General features: G+C 40.7%; 18 protein-coding genes and 1 pseudogene. 2 read left to right on the top strand and 17 right to left on the bottom strand.

What is annotated here, in order from left to right; genetic code table 11:
- Positions 1-55: 55 nt before the first annotated feature.
- Together NO346_RS04275 and NO346_RS04270 are read left to right on the top strand one after the other, a co-directional pair.
- Positions 56-571, top strand: a complete 516-nt coding sequence (locus NO346_RS04275) for a YkgB family protein (RefSeq protein ID WP_004911234.1) — start codon at positions 56-58, stop codon at positions 569-571.
- A gap of 239 nt (positions 572-810) precedes the next feature.
- A pseudogene (locus tag NO346_RS04270) lies at positions 811-918 on the top strand (transposase); the annotation flags it as partial.
- On the opposite strand, the gene NO346_RS04265 reads toward NO346_RS04270, so the two are convergent.
- The 17 genes from NO346_RS04265 to NO346_RS04185 all read right to left on the bottom strand — a co-directional run bounded on the left by NO346_RS04265 (position 897) and on the right by NO346_RS04185 (position 21940).
- Positions 897-2663, bottom strand: a complete 1767-nt coding sequence (locus NO346_RS04265; protein ID WP_002115233.1) for an ATP-dependent endonuclease — start codon at positions 2661-2663, stop codon at positions 897-899. The pseudogene NO346_RS04270 and the gene NO346_RS04265 sit on opposite strands and share 22 nt — an antisense overlap.
- Before the next feature lie 113 nt (positions 2664-2776).
- Positions 2777-5881 carry a type I restriction endonuclease subunit R gene (locus NO346_RS04260; RefSeq protein ID WP_256414389.1) on the bottom strand — a complete coding sequence of 1035 codons (3105 nt, stop codon included), beginning with the start codon at positions 5879-5881 and terminating at the stop codon, positions 2777-2779.
- Positions 5882-6056: 175 nt separating this feature from the next.
- Positions 6057-6563 carry a hypothetical protein gene (locus NO346_RS04255; protein ID WP_042891682.1) on the bottom strand — a complete coding sequence of 169 codons (507 nt, stop codon included), beginning with the start codon at positions 6561-6563 and terminating at the stop codon, positions 6057-6059.
- Positions 6560-7258, bottom strand: a complete 699-nt coding sequence (locus NO346_RS04250; RefSeq protein WP_004960779.1) for a DUF3800 domain-containing protein — start codon at positions 7256-7258, stop codon at positions 6560-6562. Before NO346_RS04250 ends, NO346_RS04255 begins: the two co-directional genes overlap by 4 nt.
- 2 nt (positions 7259-7260) lie before the next feature.
- Positions 7261-8649 (bottom strand): restriction endonuclease subunit S, encoded by a 1389-nt coding sequence (locus tag NO346_RS04245; RefSeq protein WP_256414385.1) that lies wholly within the window; start codon positions 8647-8649, stop codon positions 7261-7263.
- Positions 8639-10048: a helix-turn-helix domain-containing protein gene (locus NO346_RS04240; RefSeq protein WP_256414384.1), complete on the bottom strand. Its 1410-nt coding sequence runs from the start codon at positions 10046-10048 to the stop codon at positions 8639-8641. Before NO346_RS04240 ends, NO346_RS04245 begins: the two co-directional genes overlap by 11 nt.
- Positions 10038-11768 carry a class I SAM-dependent DNA methyltransferase gene (locus NO346_RS04235; protein ID WP_256414382.1) on the bottom strand — a complete coding sequence of 577 codons (1731 nt, stop codon included), beginning with the start codon at positions 11766-11768 and terminating at the stop codon, positions 10038-10040. Before NO346_RS04235 ends, NO346_RS04240 begins: the two co-directional genes overlap by 11 nt.
- A 242-nt stretch (positions 11769-12010) precedes the next feature.
- A complete protein-coding gene (locus NO346_RS04230; protein WP_256414376.1) occupies positions 12011-12907 on the bottom strand; it encodes a hydrolase or metal-binding protein in 897 nt (298 codons plus the stop codon).
- Between the two features lie 113 nt (positions 12908-13020).
- Positions 13021-14172: a YqaJ viral recombinase family protein gene (locus NO346_RS04225; protein ID WP_256414375.1), complete on the bottom strand. Its 1152-nt coding sequence runs from the start codon at positions 14170-14172 to the stop codon at positions 13021-13023.
- Positions 14173-14301: 129 nt separating this feature from the next.
- The gene (locus NO346_RS04220; RefSeq protein ID WP_256414374.1) at positions 14302-15360 is read right to left on the bottom strand and encodes a DUF932 domain-containing protein; all 1059 of its coding nucleotides are present in this window, start codon (positions 15358-15360) and stop codon (positions 14302-14304) included.
- Positions 15361-15417: 57 nt separating this feature from the next.
- Positions 15418-15717, bottom strand: a complete 300-nt coding sequence (locus tag NO346_RS04215; RefSeq protein ID WP_065388149.1) for a hypothetical protein — start codon at positions 15715-15717, stop codon at positions 15418-15420.
- A gap of 111 nt (positions 15718-15828) precedes the next feature.
- Complete coding sequence (locus tag NO346_RS04210) at positions 15829-16209, bottom strand: hypothetical protein (protein WP_201897704.1); 381 nt, start codon at positions 16207-16209, stop codon at positions 15829-15831.
- 11 nt (positions 16210-16220) lie between these two features.
- Positions 16221-16802, bottom strand: coding sequence for a hypothetical protein (locus NO346_RS04205; RefSeq protein ID WP_075399982.1), 582 nt, complete (start codon positions 16800-16802; stop codon positions 16221-16223).
- A 17-nt stretch (positions 16803-16819) separates the two neighbouring features.
- Positions 16820-17080, bottom strand: coding sequence for a hypothetical protein (locus NO346_RS04200; RefSeq protein WP_075400249.1), 261 nt, complete (start codon positions 17078-17080; stop codon positions 16820-16822).
- 591 nt (positions 17081-17671) lie between these two features.
- Positions 17672-18634: a hypothetical protein gene (locus NO346_RS04195; RefSeq protein WP_256414372.1), complete on the bottom strand. Its 963-nt coding sequence runs from the start codon at positions 18632-18634 to the stop codon at positions 17672-17674.
- A gap of 42 nt (positions 18635-18676) precedes the next feature.
- Positions 18677-19678, bottom strand: coding sequence for an inovirus-type Gp2 protein (locus NO346_RS04190; protein ID WP_241336477.1), 1002 nt, complete (start codon positions 19676-19678; stop codon positions 18677-18679).
- Between the two features lie 456 nt (positions 19679-20134).
- A complete protein-coding gene (locus NO346_RS04185; RefSeq protein ID WP_136143700.1) occupies positions 20135-21940 on the bottom strand; it encodes a hypothetical protein in 1806 nt (601 codons plus the stop codon).
- Between the last annotated feature and the right edge of the window lie 494 nt (positions 21941-22434).

Raw genomic sequence — 22434 nt, 5'->3', positions numbered from 1 at the left:
TTTAGTGGGCTACATAGAGTGAGTCCACATGGCTAAAAATAATTGGAGATATAAGATGACTATTCCCGAAATTGAAAATGGTGTCCAGACTACCAATACCCTTAGTAATAATCTCGGTGCAAAAATCACTAAGTTTGGTATAGGTGGCATCTACGTTGCCATGACGATAATATATTTGTGGTTTGGTGGCATGAAATTCACTAGCTACGAAGCAAACGGTATACATGGTTTTGTTAGTAATAGCCCTCTGCTTTCGTGGATGTATAGCTTCCTCAGCATTCAAGGATTCTCAAATTTTCTGGGTGTGCTTGAAATTTCAGTTGGCCTGTTAATCGCTGCACGAGTTTTCTCCCCTAAGCTCGCAATCTTGGGCGGTGTACTTTCAACCGGACTCTTTTTTACGACATTGTCGTTCATGCTGACTACACCCGGTGTTTTTGAGGCATCTCTTGGGTTTCCTGCGATCTCTGTGGTTCCTGGCCAGTTTTTGCTAAAAGATTTAGGCTTGTTTGTCGTGTCTATATTTATCGTAGGTACATCACTTACAGCACTGGAGCACAAAAACAAATAAGCCTCACCCGAAACAACTATAAGTTAGATGGCTCCTAAACACATTAGAGAGCCTTTATTTTTATCTTTTAAGTGCTTCAAGTACGTGCCTTACTAGAGGCTGTTGATCTTTGAGTGAAAAATGAACGGCATAGCAACAAGGTATAATGGTTTCGCCAAAAATCAAAAATACCACCGAGAACGGACGTTGCTATGCCAAGGACAATGCTAACAGATAACGCCTAGGAAGCCCTAAAGCAAATACTTAAAGAGACAGGGCGTGTTTACAATAAATATGAACACCGAAATACACTGGAAGGCATACTTTATCGTATGCGCACAGGCATTCAGTGGCGAGATTTGCCTGAAAGTTCTACTGGGGATAAATGAAAATCCTCTATCTTTTTAATATCCTTAGGAGCAAACCAATATCTTATTGCGGTATTACAGGTTCGCGTACCTTCCGCTACTGGGCATTTTTCCCATACGTTAATTTTCTTTTTTTTATTATTTTCTTTTTCCACCTTTTTGATTGAATCTAAATCAGTAACTACCAAAGTCTTAAGTTCAAGAAAGTCGAGGAGTGGATAAAAAAGATGAGCATGAGCTCCTCCAGCTTCAATACAAGTTACATACTGGCTTGCTAATTTTTGATGTTCTGGTAAGGATTTATCAACTAATTCTCTGAGGCGAGGCATTAATAACCGTTCAGTTGTCCCCTCAACCATAATCACTTTATCTGCAAAATAAAGATCACACTTAGTCAGAGTCATGTATTTATGCAAGAACTCTTTATCAGTAACAGATATTGTTTGCATACCCTTTTTAAAATCTTTAACTTTAGTATTTCTAATACTTTTCACTGCATCTTTTTGGTTATAGAAATATCTTACTGCATCAAAACATGCCGCATTAGCAACATGAGAAGAATGTGTAGTAATAATAAACTGAACATTCCAAACGTCTTCTGCTGGATAGGCACTCGAAAGCTTTTGAATAGCAACATTTAATTGATTAATAAAAACTTCCTGCATCTGTGGATGCAAATGAGCTTCAGGTTCTTCAATGAATATCAAATGGGCTGAAGGGCGAGTAATTTGAGATCGGTAAATTTTGTGATAGCTTTCAAGTTGTAGCAGCATATAGATTAAATTTCGCGTACCAAGACCATTATATCCCTCAGGTAAATGCACACCATCTGTACCACTATAAACAACTTTTGTATGCCCAGACAAAAGTGCCTCTACATTTAATGAAGTTTCAGGCCTTAATTCAGTATCATTAAGACTTGGAAAACCCATCACCCCCATAACAGGTAATAACTTTTTGAGCATTTTGTCAAAATCACTTTGAACATTAAGCTCAATATCTTCAACAGATTTCTTTAATTTCGCAGCTAACTCTTGATCAGATTCTGTAGCCGTTGGTGCAGCAGCTGTTTTAAACAATTCACTAAGTAATTTTCCGATAACATCAGCCTCACCAAGCTTTGTCTTATCAAGAGTTCTTTGTGCTTGAACAAAGTTACATTGTAATAATGCTGCGAATGCTGAAGTATCCTCGAAATTTCTCTTATTAGACTTATCCGTCGGATCTATTGCACTAACATGCACTTCGTAAATTTTTGATAAGTTATTACGTAAACACTTAAAAAAATGTATTTGAGGTTCCATACCTACTGGTGGTTGAGGTATATCAAACAACAAATGCATTTTTGCTAAGACAGGCCTATATTCAATACAAGCAATCGCTGTTGTAGAGTCCATATCTAAATCAATGATAAATGGTGAAAGAGGCCCTAAAGTCGGGGCATCACTATCGTATCGAAATGTCAAAGAAAGAGTGATTATAGGCAGTGTATTATATATCTGCTCTGGACTTGCCCCCTCTTCTTTCAATTTTCTTGCATTTAAAAACTTCTCACGAGACAAACTAGAAAAATCTTCCAACCTAAAACGGGCTCCTGACTCACCACAAAAACAATCAAATATGCTAGTAAAAGATGTTTTTCCGCTATTATTTCGCCCTACAATCACAGTTGAATTCTTTTCTAATACAATCTCAATATCTTCAAGAAGTCTATACCCCTCAACTCTAACTTTTTCGATACGCATTGTTCCCCCCAAAATACATTGGTTATTGTAACTTTATCTATTTTTTCAAAGGTTTCGCCCAAGAAGAGCATGTAAATTATTTTGTGTACATTACGTTCTTTATAAATGATTTTTTAGCTAGTCGTCCACGCATTCGACAACTGCTCAGCTTGCTTCATCACAAGCTCAATCGCTTCAGCCGCTTTATCAGGCGGGTATTTCCATCGCTGCAAAGTACGACGTACTAATATTTTCAGCTGAGCACGCACACTATCCCTAACCTGCCAATCCACTGTCGTTGACTTCCTAAGCTTCTCTGTAATCTCTCGTGCGATCTGTTTCAGCGTATCGTCTCCAAGCTCTCTGACAGCACTTTCATTGTTTGCCAAAGCATCATAGAAAGCGATTTCATCAGGATTCAAACCAAGTGCAGCTTCACGCTGCATCTCTGCCTGAAATTCTTTTGCCATTTGAATGAGTTCTTCAATGACCTGAGAAGTTTCAATCGCTCGGTTATTGTATTTCCTCAAGGTTTCCTGCAAACGGTCAGAGAAGCGTTTTTCCTGTACCACATTGTTTCGCGTCTTTGCCTTAATGCCATCATTGAGTAACTTTTCCAGAAGTTCAACTGCCAAGTTACGGTATGGCATCTGCCGTACATCTTCCAAGAACTCATCTGAAAGCAAGCCAATGTTGGGTTTATCCAAACCACACATTGCAAAGACATCTGTTACCCCATCAGCAATGACAGCATTGTCCAGAATCTGTTTTAGCGTACTGTCCTTTTCCGCTTGCGACAGTTTACGATCTACAGAGGTATGCTTGCTAATGACTGCTTTAATGGCTGAGTAAAAGGCAATTTCTTTGTGCAGGTTCTTCGCTTCATCCAAGGTGCTGCATAAAGAGAAGGCTTTATTGATTGCCAGAACTAAATCAAGAAAACGCTTTTTACCATCCTTTAAGCTCAGCACATAGTTAGCTGCGGGGATAATCAGTCGGTGTGCCTGAGTTTCATAAGCACCCAAATCCATACCTGCCTGCTCGTTGGTTTTGGTGAACATTCCTCGTATTGCATCCATCTTTTCAGCAAGAACCGCATAGGCTTCTTCTGCACGTAAGGTCGGCTCACCTTTCCCTTTGGCATCGGTATAGGTTTTTAAGGCCTGCTTCAATTCATTAGCAATGCCAATATAGTCAACAACCAGACCACCGTGCTTATCTTTAAAGACCCGGTTCACGCGTGCAATCGCCTGCATGAGGTTATGGCCTTTCATTGGCTTGTCGATATACATGGTGTGCGTGCACGGTGCATCAAAACCTGTGAGCCACATATCGCGAACAATCACTAACTGCAAAGGATCTTTGACATCCTTAAAGCGTTTCTCAAGACGCTTTTTAACTTGCTTGTTGTGAATGTGCGGTTGCAGTAACGGTTTGTCTGAGGCTGATCCCGTCATGACCACTTTAATTTTTCCCTTTTCAGGGTCAGGATCATGCCAGTCTGGACGGAGGGCAACAATCTCATTGTAAAGATGAACACAGATCTCGCGGCTCATACTGACAATCATGCCTTTGCCTGCCGTTGCTTCGGTACGGGCTTCAAAGTGAACAACCAAGTCCGCTGCTATCTGTTTCAGCCGTGGTGTGGCACCCACCAGTTTTTCTAGTCGGCTCCACTCACTCTTGGTCTTTTCCCTGTTACCGACATCTTCTTCATCTTCTACAACCTCATCGACTTGATCAGACAAATCTTCAATTTCAGTCTGATTGATGTCCAGCTTTGCCAAGCGTGATTCGTAGTAGATTGGGACGGTTGCACCATCATCGACGGCATCCTGAATGTCATAGATGGAAACATAGTCGCCAAAGACAGCTCTGGTGTCTTTATCCTCACTCGAAATCGGAGTTCCAGTAAAGCCAATAAAAGCAGCATTCTTTAAAGCATCGCGCATGTGCTTGGCATAGCCGAACTTGTATGTGCCATCATTACCTAGTTTTGCTTTCAAACCATATTGGCTACGATGTGCTTCATCTGACATCACCACAATATTGTGGCGTCCATTTAATAATGGATGCTCAGTCTCACCTTCCAGTAATGCAAACTTTTGTACCGTGGTAAAGATAATGCCACCAGACTCACGCTCAGCTAAAAACTTTCTCAGCTCATCACGGTTATTGGCTTGTACTGGCGTTTGTTTTAATAATTCTTGAGCATTACTAAAGGTTTCAAAGAGCTGTCCATCTAAGTCATTACGGTCAGTCACGATCAACAAAGTTGGGTTGTGCATGGCAGACTGCTGTAATAGTTTACCTGCATAACAACACATGGAAATACTTTTACCCGAACCTTGGGTATGCCAAACGACGCCTGCTTTTTTGTCCCCTGTCGGATTGGCTGCTGCAATGGTCGCTTGTACCGCTTCCCTAACCGCATGGAACTGATGATAGCCTGCAATTTTTTTAATGGTCTTTTCGCCATCTGTTTCAAATAACACAAAGAATCGAATGTAATCTAAAAACAATTCTCGGTCATAGAAGCCCCGAACAACTGTTTCTAGCTCCCACTCTAAAGCAGGTTTATCATCTTCATTCTTGATGGTACGCCACGGTAAAAAGCGTTCCTGATTCGCCGTCAGTGAACCGACACGTGCTGTTACGCCATCACTCACTACCAAGGCTTCGTTATAAACAAATAAATCCGAGATTTCTTCTTTGTAGGTTTGCAGCTGGTTAAAGGCATCCCATATATCTGCATTTTCATCGGTTGGGCTTTTTAACTCCAACACCGCAAAAGGAATACCATTAATAAAACAGATGATGTCAGGACGTCGAGGTTGCTTAGTACCTAGAATAGTGAATTGATTGACCGCAACAAAACGGTTTTGCTGCATATGGTTGAAATCCACCAAGAAGGCATGGTCATGTACCCAATCGTCCTGTTTCTTATAGGTGACAGGCACACCTTCCAATAACATACGATGGAATGCACGGTTATTGGTCACTAAGTCCAGACTCTCAGGTTTACTGAGCTTCAATAAAACTTGCTCAAAACAGCTTACAGGTAAATGTGGATTTAAGCGCTCAAAAGCCGCCTGTAAATCCGCTTCGATTAAAATCTGTTTATAGTCTTTGCGTAGAGGATTACTGCTCTCGGGTGCAATATCAATACCATGAACGACTTCCCAGCCATTTTCGGTGAACCAGTCGAGGCAGAGATTTTCGAGTTGCGTTTCGTTCATGGATTCCCCCTATTCATTTAAACTTTAAATTCTGGTCTCTAATTACTATTTATATAGACATTATCTTTTGTAACTGCTATTGCGACCCTATATCAGTTTACTTATAATGTGCCTAGCTCATCTACCTAGTGTAGAAGGAGTATACGAAGTCCTTATATAGCAATATATCGGGGCTTTAGCCTTTTTTAGGGGTATGAAAACTTTCATATTCTTTTCTAAGTTTCCGTTTTGTATGCTCTCTTAGGCAATACGCTGTTTTCAATAAATAATATTTTTCATCTAAATCTGTTTTACGCTTAGCTAAAATAACAACAAAATCCAGATGTTCCGCCCAAATAACAACATGTGTTTCTCTACCGCGCTGATTTTCCCAATATAGAAAACCTGCTTGATGTGCATTCGTTATACACCAAGCCACCCACCGAATTCTCTCACAACGCTTTAGATCTGGAAGTCTGTCCTCTTCATTTTTATTATTTTGATCTACAGCTTCAGAAATCAAATGCCAAAAGCCAAAAGCTTTATCTTTTGTTGTCGGACGAAATCTGACTTTTACGGGTGTATTTAGAAACAATAAGTTGGCATTGACGACTGTTTCTAAATAAACAGCATAGATTTCATTTTCATAGTCATTCCAGCTATCAAATCCCGCAAAAGCAATCAGTTCAGGAGGAGTATTCAATATTGAGGACTCCATATAAACAAATTAAACTTTTCCGCTTTAAGCAATGTGCTTATCTGCAAGCTCAACTGTGAACGATTTTGTAAATAATGAATGAGTTCAAGCTTCGCTTCACTCGTCTTTAGCCCTCTATGCAAATACGATAAGGCACCTATAAACAAGTCTGCTAGCTGTAGCAACAAAACATCATGTGATTGCACCAAATCTATTGAATGGATAATAGTGCGATCGAAATCATAATTCGCATTGCATAAAACCTCACGCAACTTTGTTACTTTCTCTTGTCCCTTAGTATCTTTGATATCTAAATAGATTTTGTAATTATGATTTGGTGCAATTAAACGATTCAGCAGTAAGTACCATTGCTTATAATAAAAATCATCGTGACTCTGCATAAAGTTTGCATGATTTAATTTACTTTTATCTGGAATCACAACGCCTCTAAAATAAAGAAGAGGTTCATCAAAAAATAAATCTACGAGTGCTTTATAAAATGGGAGTTTGCTTTTAGAAACTTTCGTCCATTTAATTTCATTATTTGCAGAGATCTCAAATTCTTTTTTGAGTTGCTTAACTTTTCTTGCTAAATACTTATGATGTGAATCTGGGCACCATATTGCACCAAGTACCATTGCAGCAAAACCATCATTTTCGAGATGACAGCTTTCATCACAATAAATATTAAAAATACTCACGCTCAAGCCACCTCGTCCTGCACACCTGACACATCTAACTCACCCGACAATAATTTGGGTAATAAGGTATCCCTTAAAGCTATTAAGCTATTATTTTCATATAAATTATTTTTTATATGCCCCATAATTTTTTCAACTTTAGACTCAAACAAGTCCATCATTTCTATGCTTGGTTTAATAGAAGTAACAGTATCAAATGTTGATTGAGTAATGGTATCAAATACAGCACCATGAGTATTTTTCTTTAAAACCTCTACTGCATTTTTTATCAAATAGTAGGTCATAAATTGCCTTACACCATTTATTCCTTGAACACCATAACAAGATTGGTTCATAGCCATTTCATAACCAACCAATGCTATTTTTCCTACAGTGCCTCTAGCAGTTATAATTGTAGTTCCTACAGGGAGTAATTTCGTTGAACTTTTATTTAAACCAAGTTCTGAAATTTTTTCTTGTGTAGTAATAACAAAAACTTCACCTTCATTTGGAACATCTTTTACAGAGAACCAGAAAATATCACCATTCCAATAATTTGGCTCAGATCTTTTAGGCGTTCCCCCACCAATTAGTGTGATCATTTTTGATAGCGAATATTTATCCCACCCCTTCGGCACTTCCCCTAGCTCACTTTCTACCAACTCATCAGGAAACAGTGTAGCTGTCGCTTGTAACTCAGCAAAGTCATCTTTAGACATTTGCTTCAGCTCTTCTTGGCTTTTACCGCTAATAACACACATAGCAGCAAGTTCAGTGTCTTTGCCTTCCCGCTTAGCTGTTATTTTGGCACGCACAGGGTCAAAGTCGATAAACCAGCTTTTAAAAATGGCTTGAGCAATGGATTCTAAGGTTTGGTTAATTTGGTTGTTGAGGTGGATTTTGTCATCTAAGTCGGAAAGAATTTTTCCAATACATTTTTGCTCTACAATTGGAGGAATAGGTAAAATAATTTTTCTAAGCTCTGACTGCTTAATTCCCTTAACAGTTGAACCAGTCGCTCTTGCTTCTAATTGATTTTGTACAAAATCAGATTGCATTAAAAATAATAAAAAATCGTTCTCTAAGAAATCAACTTTGCCTCGTAAAGTAACTATTCTCTGTGCTAAAGCAACATTTGCATTCTTAATTTGTGCAACTTCACCTAATGGTGCTTCTGTCGTTACAACAATATCACTTATTTGAGGAATGCCTCTGACCATCCAGCTTTCATAATCCTCATCAGCAATAAATTCATCCATTGGCAATATTCGACCAGATTTGACAACCTTAGCTGTAATCAAGGGAATGCCCTTATCCACTTTTTTGGGCGTCTTTCCCCTGTAATCGATTAAGGCATCTAAAGCATCTTCTAAAACTACTTGCTTCCAATTTTTAGGAAAATCAATGCTCATACTTTACCCCAAACTCTTTCTTAATCGCCCAATAGCCACGAGTACCACCAACACGCTCAAGCCAACCTGCATTTTTTAAATGGTTCAGATGCTTTTTCACTGCTGACTCATTAATAGCAAGTTGCTCTGCCATAGCACGATAGGAAATTTTCGGGTTCTGTTGAATTAAAACTAAAATCTCTTTTTGACGATCTGTCAGCATAGTTTCTTGGATTGAGCCACCTATTGAGCCACCTATTGGGCCACCTAATTGCTCAATCGAAGGACGGTAAAATTCCCAATCGACAAAATCACCTTGTGCTTTCAGTTGAGGTTCTGCATTACCAGCTTGTAAACAAAGATCTTTAATACGGGCAATACCACTGCCCCACTGCTCGATATAACCCAGCTCTTTAAACACACGGGCCAAGACACGGTTACGGATCTCGGAACGACCTTGTGCCAAATCTTCTTCAGTCAGTCCATTGGGCAAACCACCCGGCGATACAATATTCAGGATGTCATCATAAATGCCAACCTTAATATCACGCCCTGCATTGCTATAGTCACGATGCAACACTGCATTCACCAAGGCTTCACGAATAGCAGCGATTGGAATTTCATAACTTTCTGTACGCTGTAACCCTAGAATTTCAGCACGTAGATGCAGATGGTTTTTGATGAATTGCTCTGTTTGCTTCAACTGACTAAATAAGTCGCCACGGTATTCTTTTTTATCCAAAAATACTGTCATGGTCGTGCCTTTAAAGCGGCTGCATTTAATCTCAACCTGCTCATAAAGCCCCAACAAAATGAGCAGCCCATGACTTGGGTAGTCCTGTCCATTCTGCTGAATGATCAATTTGAGATTCCGCATCTTCTGCAAAGATAGCTCTTTACCCACCTCAGCAAAGGCTTGCTTTAAAGGCTGTAAATCTATGTCATCTAAACTGTATTGCGGATTCGGCTGTTCATCAAAGGTCTGGTTCAGACGCTGCAATTCAAGTTGCTGGATATACTCAGACGATGCTACACGATTACTTGCACCTAGACGGATATAGGTTCCCTGTGCCTTACCTTGGGGCTTAAGATAGTAAGGCAACAATGAACCACGGCTGACTTCAATCACCAATAACTCAATGCCTTGGATATTCTCGATATAGAAATACGGCAGAATATTTGGCATACACAGTTCATTGATCATCGAAGTGATCTGATCCTGCAGCTCAAAAATATCACCTTGGATGCCTATGAGCTGGCGGTCATCACTTACACCCACTACCAGTTTACCACCACTGGTATTGGCAAAAGCAATCAAGGTCTTTGCCACCTGTTGTCCTTTCGGTAACTGCTCTTTAAATTCAAGGGTTTGACTTTCACCCTTCTGAATTTCTTGCAATAAAGGATGATCAGAACTCATAACCCAAGCCCTTTAGATTCTTTTTAATCTCACTTTCCAAGACAGCACTTTCAGCAAATTGTTCTTTGAGTTGGGCAGTCAAACGTAGCATTTTCTCAGCGAATGGCTCGCCATCATCTTCCTGCTCGACTGCACCGACATAACGTCCCGGAGTCAGTACGTAGTCGTGCTTCTGAATATCCTTTAACTCAGCAGAGAAACAGAAACCTTTCTCATCTTGATACTTTTCACCCTCAAAATTATCTCCCTGTTGCCATGCGTGCAGGGTCTGGGTGATTTTGGCAATGTCAGCATCAGTGAAGTCTCGTAGCACACGATCTTTCATATAGCCCAAATTACGAGCATCAATAAACAGTGTTTTACCTTCACGATTGGCTTTCTTTTTATCTAAAGACAAGCCATTCTTTTTATCCTTGGTTAAAAACCAGATACAGGCTGGAATTTGCGTGTTGGTGAACAGTTGTCCTGGTAATGCAACAATACATTCCACCAGGTCAGCTTCAATCAGGTTCTTACGGATCTCACCTTCATTGTTGGTATTGGAACTCATCGAACCATTAGCAAGTAATAATGCCATACTGCCCGTAGGTGATAGATGGTGCAGCATGTGCTGCATCCAAGCAAAGTTAGCATTGCCTTGTGGCGGTGTACCATACTTCCAACGCACATCACTTTCTAGAGAAGCATGCCACCAATCCTTGATATTAAAAGGCGGATTGGCCATAACAAAGTCAGCACGCAAGTCTGGATGCTGATCCTCTAAAAAGCTGTCTGCATTCTTTTTACCAAAATTAAAATCGATCCCGCGAATCGCCATGTTCATGGCTGCTAATTTCCATGTGGTCGGGTTGCTTTCCTGCCCATAAATAGAAATATGCTTTTTCTGTTCGGAGGCTTTGTAATGCTTTTCCTGAGCATGTTGTTCAATAAACTTTTCACTGGATACAAAGAATCCGCCTGAACCCATTGCAGGGTCATACACACGACCTTTATAAGGCTGCAACATTTCAACGATTAAGGTGACGATACTTTTAGGCGTGTAGTACTGTCCACCCTGCTTGCCTTCAGCCAAGGCAAACTGTCCTAAAAAGTATTCGTAGACATGCCCGAGGATATCTTTACTGTGCAGACTGAGTTGCTCACCGTTATATTCTGGATTAGTAAAACTGGTGTCAGAGAAGGTGTTGATCAGATCAAGTAGCTTGTCATTGTCCAGCTGGTACTGTCCAATACGATTCAGAATGCCCTTAAGCTTTGGATTGGCTTTTTCAATTTCATCAAAGGCATTGTCAATCAGCCAGGATACAGAGCGTAGTTTGACATCTTGCCCTTGTTCATCCTGCCAAATGATAGAGCCAATCGCTTGTGCTGCTGCATTACGGATACTTAACCAACGTGCTGCTTTTGGCACCCAAAATACGTTTTTTTCTTGGTAGTAATCCAGTATTTCTAGTTCATCAGCAATAGCCTGTTGGTATTCTTCTTCGCTGTCGTACTGATCACGCGGCATGTAATAGATGTTGTGATCGTCTTTTTGTGCAAACAATTCTTTGAGTTCTGATTGCCGTTCATCAAAAGCATCTGATACGTACTTTAAGAAAATCAGTCCTAAAACAATATGCTTGTAGTTAGCGGCATCCAGACTGCTGCGTAATTTATCGGCGGCTTTCCAAAGCTTGTCATCTAAGTCATTTAGAAATTTTTGTTCCAATGAATGCATTTTATTTCCTCAATCCAAGATCAACCGCTTTGGTTTTATACTTAATGTTAAACAATGTTGCTAAGTTAGCATATCTACGACCTATTAAAAGTCATGCACTTAACAAAAAAAATAGAGATTAATTCAGGTTTATCATTTTAACGGGATAACTATAGCTAAAATAGTACTTTGACAACTCCCACGACTAATACTGTCGTAAAGAAAAGAGCAACCTAGAAAGTTGCTCTTTTCCAACCAATCGATTAGTTGACGGGTCTGACTGATCGCTGCAACCCCTGCTGAATCTCATGCACATAGCCCAATTGCGCTGAATGCTCTGTATCTACAGCACTGTCATTGTTTGGATAAAACTCCTCTAGCAATTCCATCCCCTCCTCTGCATGCACCTCAAACTTGGCATTGGCAAAACCCTGCCGCGCAATCTGATCTAATGCCGCCTGATCAAACCCTGCCTGCTTACCTTGTTGGTCAATCTCCTTGGCTGTCTGTATCGCGGATTGCAAATCCACACCTTCCCGTAACGTTAAATCTACGTAATACACGGGCTGACGATAGCTTTGGGTGGTACTTTTTCCACGCAAGGTGAGCTGCAATGGTAAACACGACAACAAACCACTTGATGCCGCATGATAGTAATTCAAACGTGCTGCCAAAGTGCGAATACTGTTAAAGCCTGTGGTTCTGAAAATAAAAGTCCCAAACTCATCTGCTTCACCTAAATTGACATGCAGGCGTGCATAAGGCTTGCAATGTCCACCTTGTCCAAGTGGGCATAAGTCGGGGGATGGACAAGGATGTTGCTCTACACCTTGTGATGTCATACGCTGACACGTCTGACCATTCCCCACACAAATCGGGCGTCCTGTCTGTCGGTCAAATAAACTATATTCAGCTCGAAGATTGAGTTCAGGGTCATTGAAGATCATACGTACAGGGATGCTACGCAGCTTTTGATTCGGTGCTTGACTACGCAATTGCTCATCCAAGGGGTGTTTAATCCACCCATCTTTTCCTTGGATTTGGCTGGTAATGGTAAATTGATCATCTTTTTCAGGGACACGTTTACCATTCTTTTCGACAACCTTGCCGATACTAATACGACCCAGTACGGGTGGTGTAATTGCTAAACCTTTAATCATAATGAATTCCTTTAAATAAAAAATGGACATAAAAAATCCCACACCTGCTGGGGTATGGGATCGATTGGTTTTGGTTTGGTAGTGTTAGGTAGTAAATGTGGATAAAGAATGAGTTATCCACCATTCGGATAAATCTGAAAACGCCGTGTACCTACTTTAGTTTGTGGGAACTGCTGTAGGTATTCAGGGTGTTGTTTCAATAGTGCTTTACTGTCTAAGCTGATTGAGTCCTGTGATTTCTTCCATGTCACTGAACCACCTGTAAACACAGCTCGTTCTGCATCTTTCATCATCATTTGTAATTGATGTTTTAACTCATCGAAATACTGTTGGTGTTGTTCAACTTTGTGCCGCTCCTCAAGTAATTGATTAAATAAGTAGTTGGCTTGTTCATTTTGGCTGAGGTCTTCTACGGTTAAAGGGATCTGCTCTGGATAAAGTTGTTGCAATGCTTTGGCTGCGGAATCCGAAGCATCGACACTCGGTGGAATACCTGATTCAACACATTGCCAGAAGTGACGTTCCGCATTGATGATGTGCTGAATCACGGTTTCATTTCGACTGACTTTATAGATTCGGGTTTCATGTCCACAGATCAAGGCACAGATATGCGCGGCTTGTTTGCCTGTCACTGCCAGTTGATGTTGTACCTGACACAACACATATAAAGGCACGCCATCTCGCCATAGCTTTGCACCATATTCCCCTACGGTTTTACACTCTAAAATTTGTACTTCATCGGTACCGACCACGGCATAATCCAAATTCGCCAACATAAAGTGTTTGTCTTCATCGGGGTGTTGTAGCACGGCATTGACACGACGCACTTTATGATTGGTATGCATGCTGTAGTATTCAGCTACTAAAGGTTCGAGCTGTTTACCCCAATAAAGTGGTGCATAGCCTGCACTTTCATCTTCAATGTTTTGTTGCATGCGTCCTGTCTTAATCATCCAGAGTTCGAGCATCGACATATAGGGATTCAGTCCGCAGGCCGTTGCAGCATCACTGCTGCCAATCCCTTGCTTTCTGACTTCAAGCCATTGCTGGTAATTGAGTTGCTTGGTGTTAACTAAGCGTTTAGCAACAGGTGTTCTGCTTTTGCGTGGTTGTTTAGTTTGAGCTGGATTAGATGGATGACGTTTACTTCGGGTACCTACCTCGATCTGTTGGGTTGGTGGGTTTTGGTTTGGATTAAGCTGAGGTACATAAGGCAATAAGGGTGGATGGTTTAAACTGTTCTGAATATGGGTATGACTCTGCATGGTGTATTGATCCTATCGTTATGAAATATGTAAAAGCTGAATTTCAGGCATAAAAAAAGCCACATCTGAGGAATGTGGCGAAGGGTGTTATTGCTTAGGCTAATATAGCGTGCTTAACTGAAACTGAATTTATGCCACCATTCTGAGTGCTTGTTCTAAACCGCGTTGTTTAATCGCGGCCCCTGCTCCGAACCATGCGGAATCCAGTCGATGATCTGTACTCATGGCACGTCTTTCGTGATCGACGAATTCCGTGATTGAGCATAACAAACCATACGCCGTATCTTTGGCTGAACTGAGTTCTGCCCCACGCCCATGTCCGTTAAACATGGTCATCACTTTAGACATAGCGCGTCCATTCGGTTCGGTTTTATTGTCGGCTTTTGATGAGTTTGTTTGATTCGGCATGGCTGCATTTCGATAAAACTGAATAATGCTTTCATCCTGTTCAACAATACTGAGATTGCTGTTATTAAACACTGCATCAAAGTAAGCGGCTGCTTCTTGTTGCGTGACTTTACGTTGACTGAGTTGCTTCATTTCATACATGTGTTCATCCCATGCTCGGACTGAAATGCCCAATTGCTGTTTGACTTTTTCAGCATCGAAACGAGTACTGTGCGGGACTTTGACCACACCCGTATTATTCGATGTACTGTTGTGTGCTTTTAGTGCAATGGCTAGCGTGTTGTTACACACGACACGAATAGAAGTGAATTGTGCAGTAGTCGCCAAGGTACCATCACACGCCGTCGCTAAAAGAATGTAGCCATTGCTAACATCTTTGCCTTTCAGTGCTGAGGTCTGTCCAGTTTTGGCTAATGCCCAGAATTTCTTCCCACCTTTCAGTACGCCTGCGGTTTCCAACTCAAAGCCTGATTGTTCAGTCAGATCACGATAGAACTCTAAGATGTCTTTGGGTTGCACCTCTTGAAAGCGCTGACTCACCACAGATAAAGGTGCATGGGTATCAGAACGATACAGCACTCGTTGTTCTTCAAAAGGTAAGATGATGTTTTGTCCACGTTGGTTTTTCGCCATGTAACTGACATCAGAGGATTCGATACGCCAATCCATACCTGCTTGTTGTGCCCAGACTTCAATCGGTTGGTTTTGGCTAAGTTGATTGCCTAGACCATGCCATGGGGTTTGACCGACATACGCCATTTGTTCAATTTGATGTGCCATTTTGATTATTCCTCAAATAAAAGTGAAAGATGTAACCGTGTTAAGTCAGAGATACGATTACGGCACCCATGCAAACGCTTGTTGGCAATCCAAACAGAGATACTGCTCGGCATTGCTGTAGTACTTTTCAAAGGCATACTGGCTCACCACCACCAGTACGCCTCCCACCACGACCCCAACGGCTGCACCTGCAAAAGGTGGTAATCCTGCTTTTTTGGCAAGTTGCATGCCAAACATCGCCATCTGTGTTGGTGAGATACAACGTTGTAGTTGCTCAAAATAATTGGCATGCGCATTGCCTGAATCGGTTTGTCTGACCTGGGTAGACTGACAGTAGGGACATCGAATAAAAGACATGGGTATTCCTTGCGAAATGAATTCAGTGCGAAGAGCGAATTGAGGACATAAAAAAACCGTGCCCATTGAGGACACGGTTTGATTTAAATTTTGCTTTGTCGAGGAGAGTCGCTATTGGAAGCTATAGCTTGCAGTGCCTTTATCTGTTTCGACATCAACCTGCACCACATTACTGTAGCTACAGTCTGTTAATTTTAGTCTTAAACGTTGCCCCATCTTAAAATGCTGCGGATATTCCAATGATCGACGATAGCCTTCATAACGACATTGTCCATGATTGACAGAAACATGGCTGACATCGATAGGCTCTGCAATATTGGAACGGATGGTCAATACCGTAGCGGATTGATTTTGGGCATACCAGTTACTGGTATCAATTACATCGAGTTCGACCGTAAACGTGTTTGGATCAAGACCTGCATTACAGCCACTCAACATGATGCCTGTCGTTGTAGTCACTGCGATGAGTAAGGGTTTTAAAAGTTGCTTCATCTAGTTCATCCTTAGCAGTAGTTATAGCTCACGCCATAATCGCCTGTATTTAAATCAATGCTGGCCAAATGGATTTCACAGTCTGTGCCGTTATCAAATTTATAAACGTAGTAGCGATTACCCGCTTGCTCCGACTCCAGTGCGCCATGTTCTTGCAAGCTAAAGTCTTGCACTGATTTGCCTGTATCTTTTGCGGCTTTGGCAAAGATATAGCGCTGATACTTGTCTATATTGTCCTGCTCAAATTCAGGCAGTTCATCATAAGGCAGCATCGACAGTAAGGTATCCACCGCCTTAAGGTTTTGATCAAACTCAAAACTCAGCAATTCAGGTTCATGATCTGATGGACTCAAACGCTTGCTTCCCGTGGTCAATTCTTTGACATCGATGCCATCCACTTCTGCCGCTGCAATCTCAGTGGATACTGCTTCTGAACTGGCGGATTCTAAAGGTTGTGCAGAGCTGACCTCAGACGTACTGGCTGGAACCGTTTTTTCAGTTGCGTGTTTAGGGCTAAAGAAGTAGAAGCCTGCGATGCTGATCAAGGTCAGGGCTAAGATTGCCGCCAAGCCCAATATGGTTTTTTGGGTCATTTGAATGTTCCCCTCATTTAGTTGGGCACAGTGACTTGACCATTCTGCGCATTAAAGTAAACAAAGCGTGGACAACCACCTTGAAAGTTCACCGTGAAATTACGCCAACCACGGTTGCCAGGATTGGTTTTATAAAGACATTGATAAACCCCACCACCTGTATGACGTGCTTGAACAAGGTAGGATTCACTGGCTTGTGCAAACCAGCCTGCCTGCGCCAATGATGCGCCTGCAAGTAGTGATGAAATCAGAGTCGTTTTTAGGAAAGTTTTAAACATCATCATTTTCTCTTTTTTATAGGCATCACTGGTCTTAATCAGACGCAGTGTTCCCCATGTCATAAATGCTGGAATGAATATCTATGTTTTTTTGAAGTGTTATAGACGATAAAGCACACAAATCTACGCCCCTCAAAACAGCATGAGAGATTCATCTTCATATCGGTAATATGTACTTGAAAAAGTTTTATTCTTAGAAAGTCATGGACACAGCTATGCATTGACTGCACGGCATCAGGTCTAATCACCCAACGGCACAAACATGAAAAAAGAGAAATGTAAAAGACGGTATTGATGTAAGCGCATGGCGTACTCCTTAGGTAATAGAGCTCAACCACAACCACTGTCAATTGATGGTGGCAGAACGAGAAAGGGTTGACAGACTGAACCTAAGAATCAGCACGCCCGAAGGCGTCCCTCCCCCGTCCTACCGCAACGCAGGAGGGACGAACGAGTTCGCCACCAAAAAATTACTTTTTGATGTTCTTAGGTAAGGGTCTGTCAAAACCCGCTGACGATGTAGGTCAGCAGGCTAAGGATAATCTGCACGCTGTAGAGCGTCAAGCAAGTGCAGGACTCTGATATAAATTTTCAGCGCCGTACAGGTGTTCCATCAAACCATTTAAATCCTTTAGGGTAAATGCAGATTCTATTCGGAAGCCCAAACTGACCCGTTTGATTCTCCGGCATGCTATTTAATGCACCCAAAGGACAACCCGCTTCTTCTTGCATGATCCGATCAATCCTCAGCGCGTTTTGTGCATCAGCATCGGAAAGCTGATGATGCATTTCTGGATAAACACATGTGCCAAGATATCCAGTCGCCTTCATCCAGTGCTCATTGATATCATTGCAATATCCCAAAGGATCAGAATAGAGCGATCGGTTAAAGCTCAGATAAAAGTGGATCACATAACGCTGCTGAACATCATCCCGTACAATTTGATAAAAGCGGTAAATGGCTTGTGTTCTATACCAATACTCAGCCGCTAGACTTTTTTGGAAATTTGATAAAAATCGCTCTAACTGTCGCAAATCGATAATTTCATTTCCACCCTCATTTAGACTTAGTTCCAGCTTTAAATCCGCAGCATCGGGATAGATCTGGCTTGTATTACGGTAGGATTCTCTCAGCTTTTCAATCCGCTTCTCGTAGCGCTCATTCAGCTTATGCATTTCTTCAGTTAAGCTGGTGCTTTCAAACAGCCCTCTCAGCCGCTTTACGATCTTATCGATATAAAAACCAGCGCTTCTTTGCGCCGTGACCTCAAAGAACCGAATCTGCTCTTCCTGTAATACACTGCAGTAAGCCTGAAATAACTTGTCTGCCCAAAAGGAAAAAGACAAATGCTCATGAATGCCAACGGCCATCATTCTGCGCCATGCTGAAAAATAACCAGACAGCTTACGTTTAAACTCCTGATCTATATTTTTTTGATGATCTTCGTAATGAACACCTTCTGGAATCGGGGCAAAGCGAATCGTTTGGTAATACTCTAAAACATCCTGCTCTAAACGCGGTGCTGTAACAAACTCTAACTCTGAATGACTCATGTGTTGTCCTATGAATGAATTGATTTCATAGAACTGGCACATTCATAATTTTTTAAACCAAACCTCCTCTTCCAGCTTTGCTAAAGCGGTCTGCGCATCCCATTCTTTGATTCTTCTATTTTCTTCTGTATCAGGTATTGGGCGACCATGATGCTGATAATCCCCCTTATAAAACGTTTTACGCCCTCGTGGTTTAACCAATAACGTCTGCTCGTATTTATCAGGGTCACTGAGATAAGCAACTGCACCCAAAGCATTGTTGCCTTGTTCGGGTGTCGTTCGACGAATATCTCCAATACCTAAACGACCTTGCTTCTCGTAGTTGTCTTTATTCGCTGTCGTGTTGATGTTCCGCCCAAAACCCTTATCGAATGTGATTTCCTTCCACTTATCGATCACTCCCTCAGCAATTTTATAATCACTCTGATGCTTCGATCTATTAATCACCAATGTTAAATGAGCATGAAAGCCTTTGGTTATACCCTGCTCCAGTGCGATCGCATAGGTCAAAAGTGCATCAAAATATCCATTCTTATCAGTGATCAAATCACGCAGTTTTCCAATATGCTGATAGAAGTCATTTACTGTAATTTCACTCATGCTGTCCTTGCTATAGCTCAAATCCACTCTGATCACTAGAACCGAATAATACCCCTTGATTGCGCCTTCGAACTCCTCAAGTAATGCCACTCGATTCAATTCTTTCCGTCTCGCAAAGCTTTTGATCTCATCACGTATCAGCCCTCGATGCGCATGCAGGATTCGTCTTAATGCCTTAATTTCCCCTATTGAAAGCCCTGTCAGATATTCAGCAAAGCTGAGCATGCCACGCTGACTATTGACGTATTCAGTGACTGCAATAAAGGCCCGAATTGATGCTGCATACTCAAGCCCTTCTTGTTTAAACGCTTCAAATGCGCAATACAAGCGTTCTAAGTTAAAAATGAATGCTTCGTCTGAAATATCAAAATTAAGACATACATCTACAAAGCGATGAATGGTATACATCACCCCTGCTTGATGATCCAGATCTAATGGAAACACGTTGAACTTCCTTAACTATGATTCACGTCATAGTTAAGCAATCGACTTATTTTTTTAAATGGAGTCCTTATCTCAAGTAAGGACAAGTCATCCACTATCCGCATATATCGAATAGTGCTCTCATCCTGCATGAACTATTGATCCATAGCATCATCCATATTGGGATATGTATTCAGATCTGTATGACATGTCTCGTGGTTCTTGTTATCTGTATGAGTAATTGTATTGGTATATTTAATATTTATAGTTCTATGATGTATAGTCATTAATCTATTATTAGTATTAATCTCTATATATTAATAATATATAAAACCGTCTTAGCGCAAAAGCAATAATGATAGCCCAGCCGATCAGCACGATTTCCAAACCTTCTGATAAGCTCGGCTTTTTATATGTTTAACGTTACGATAGTTAGGTCAGAAAAATGGTTTTTTCAAAAAAACTTAGCGCAAAAAACTATTCGAATAATGACAAACAGTGGTGATGCAGCAGTCCGTAATCTTTAAGTTCTGCCAGTGTTGGTGAAGTTTCTGTTATTTGCTGTGTAGGAAAATCAAAGCGAGTTCCATCCTGAAAGGGTTCTTGAAACGCCAATTCACTTAAGAAATACCTGTTAGTTTCCGCATGCTGATCAGGGACAAAGCAACAACTGTATGTATTCTGTATAAATGACCGAGGTAAAATCCTAAAAGGCGTCACTATTTCAGTTGCATTTACCAACACCCTTTCCAAACTACTTTTAGTTGCACTGAGCTTTTGGTCAATATCAGAATGTTTCCGCATACATTGCTGAAAAAAATAAATTTGGTTATATGCAATTAGATCCATAAGGGCCATTAAAAACTGATGAATTCTGGACTGCTCAGCATTTAACTTGAAGGTGATCATTGATTCAATTTTATCAGACTCATTTTTTAGCGTCATATCCTCTTTGATTGTTTTGATTTGAGTCGCTTGCAATGAATACGGATAGAGAAAGTCTGTGCACCCTAAACGCTCAAAGCTTTCATCATCGATTACTACTGGGTTAGCTTCTTTCAGCATTTTAAAAAGCGATTTATTCTGACTGTATATCTGGCAGCACCACTGTTCAAGCAAGCTTTGAAAAAGACCTAAGCGGTTGTTCATCCCGCTGAGTTTAGTATGCTGGATAGATGCTAAATGACCCAAAACCGCCTCATCCTTCAAAATATTTTCATGCGGCTTTAAATAAAACGTCGCTGATAATGGGTTCTCTGGATGTAACCGCTTTAGCTCGACATAATGATCATATAACTTCATTATTTCCTGCTGTTGTAACAAAACATAATTTGCATAACCTACAGCATCACGAGACCGAAGAATAAACGGTTTCATCCAGCACAAAGGATCATGTAACAAATAATAGTTTTTGCAATTCAACACCTTCAAGCCAACACCTGAATCTTCACTTTTAGTGTTTGACAACAAGTCGCTCTTTGGATTCAGCATAGTAAAAATAGAGGCCACTTTCTGAACTTCAAAAACATGCGGCTGGGGGTACTTCAAAATATAAAATTTGCCGTAGATCGCAGCATCCCCCCAAAACCTATGCGAAAGGTTTAAAGCGTATATTGGAGACTCTGTTTGAATAAAACTATTTCGAATTGCGCCATCCGCTTGGCAGCGGATAAATCCGTTTTTTTTAAGCTGCTGTATAGCGCGATAAATAGATTGTTTGCTTAAACCCGTGGCTCGCTCAATTTCACCAATTCCACACCCTATAACAACCCCAAACGAGTCTGCACCGTAAAGCAACCGTAATAAAACAAGATAACTTCGATAATCAAGATAGCAGTCGATCTCTATTTTTTTAGGTGAATTGCTAATACTTATGCCATCACTCTTTATAAATAAAGTCTGAATTAATTTTAATAAAGGGATCTGCCTAACCATACGCTTATTACTATTTTCTAACCATTCAATAGACGTGGCTGAATCAAGCCTTATATAAGTAAGATTAAGTTGTAAATGACGAACTCTAGACCTTTTTCCAGTTTCAGGAAAATCTATTTTTAATATTCCCTGTTGTTCCAACTCATTCAATACACCCCGTAATTTTTTAACCTGTATGCCGATCACTTTTGATAATTCACCGAGTGGCAATGATGTACTTCCGACTCCAAAATTTCTGATAAACGTGATTAATGCCCAAAAAGCATAGGCTGAAATTTGCCCCTCCACCCTTTGATAGAAAGCCATAAATAGCGCCAAAAAGCGCTGTTCAGAATCCTGAATAATCATGCTAAAAATTCCCACACACCAAGTTCTCCTTTGGGTATATGTATTTTACAGCAATAATGATAGGCATGAAATGATAATTGAAATTTGTTTTTTTAACAGTTAATGCATAATTAATATTTACTTAATATTTAATTACTGATATATAAATGTTAAGTAAATATTTATGAATTGTAAAATGGCACGACCACATTTAACCTTAGATAAATGGTTATCGACTGACACGGACTTAAAAAAAGATTTCTTGGATCAAGAGAGCTACATGAAGGAAAGTCTATTAACTAAGCTTGATGAACCTGGCCAAAAGATTGTTTACATATCTACAAATCACCCCCAACCTAGATCACATGAGAATTTAATATCAGATTCTCTACAAAACCCGGCTAGGACATCCCACACAAACGAAAGATTTATAAACCCGGCAGAGTAAAACTTGAAGTGCGACATAAACCACCTAATTAATTTAAAGGGTTTATGGAGTATATAAAATTGTCATA

The organism is Acinetobacter sp. 5862 (genome assembly GCF_024494585.1).
Lineage (GTDB): Bacteria > Pseudomonadota > Gammaproteobacteria > Pseudomonadales > Moraxellaceae > Acinetobacter.
Note: the sequence above shows the minus strand (reverse complement) of the source record. Positions and strands in the feature narration are given on the sequence as shown.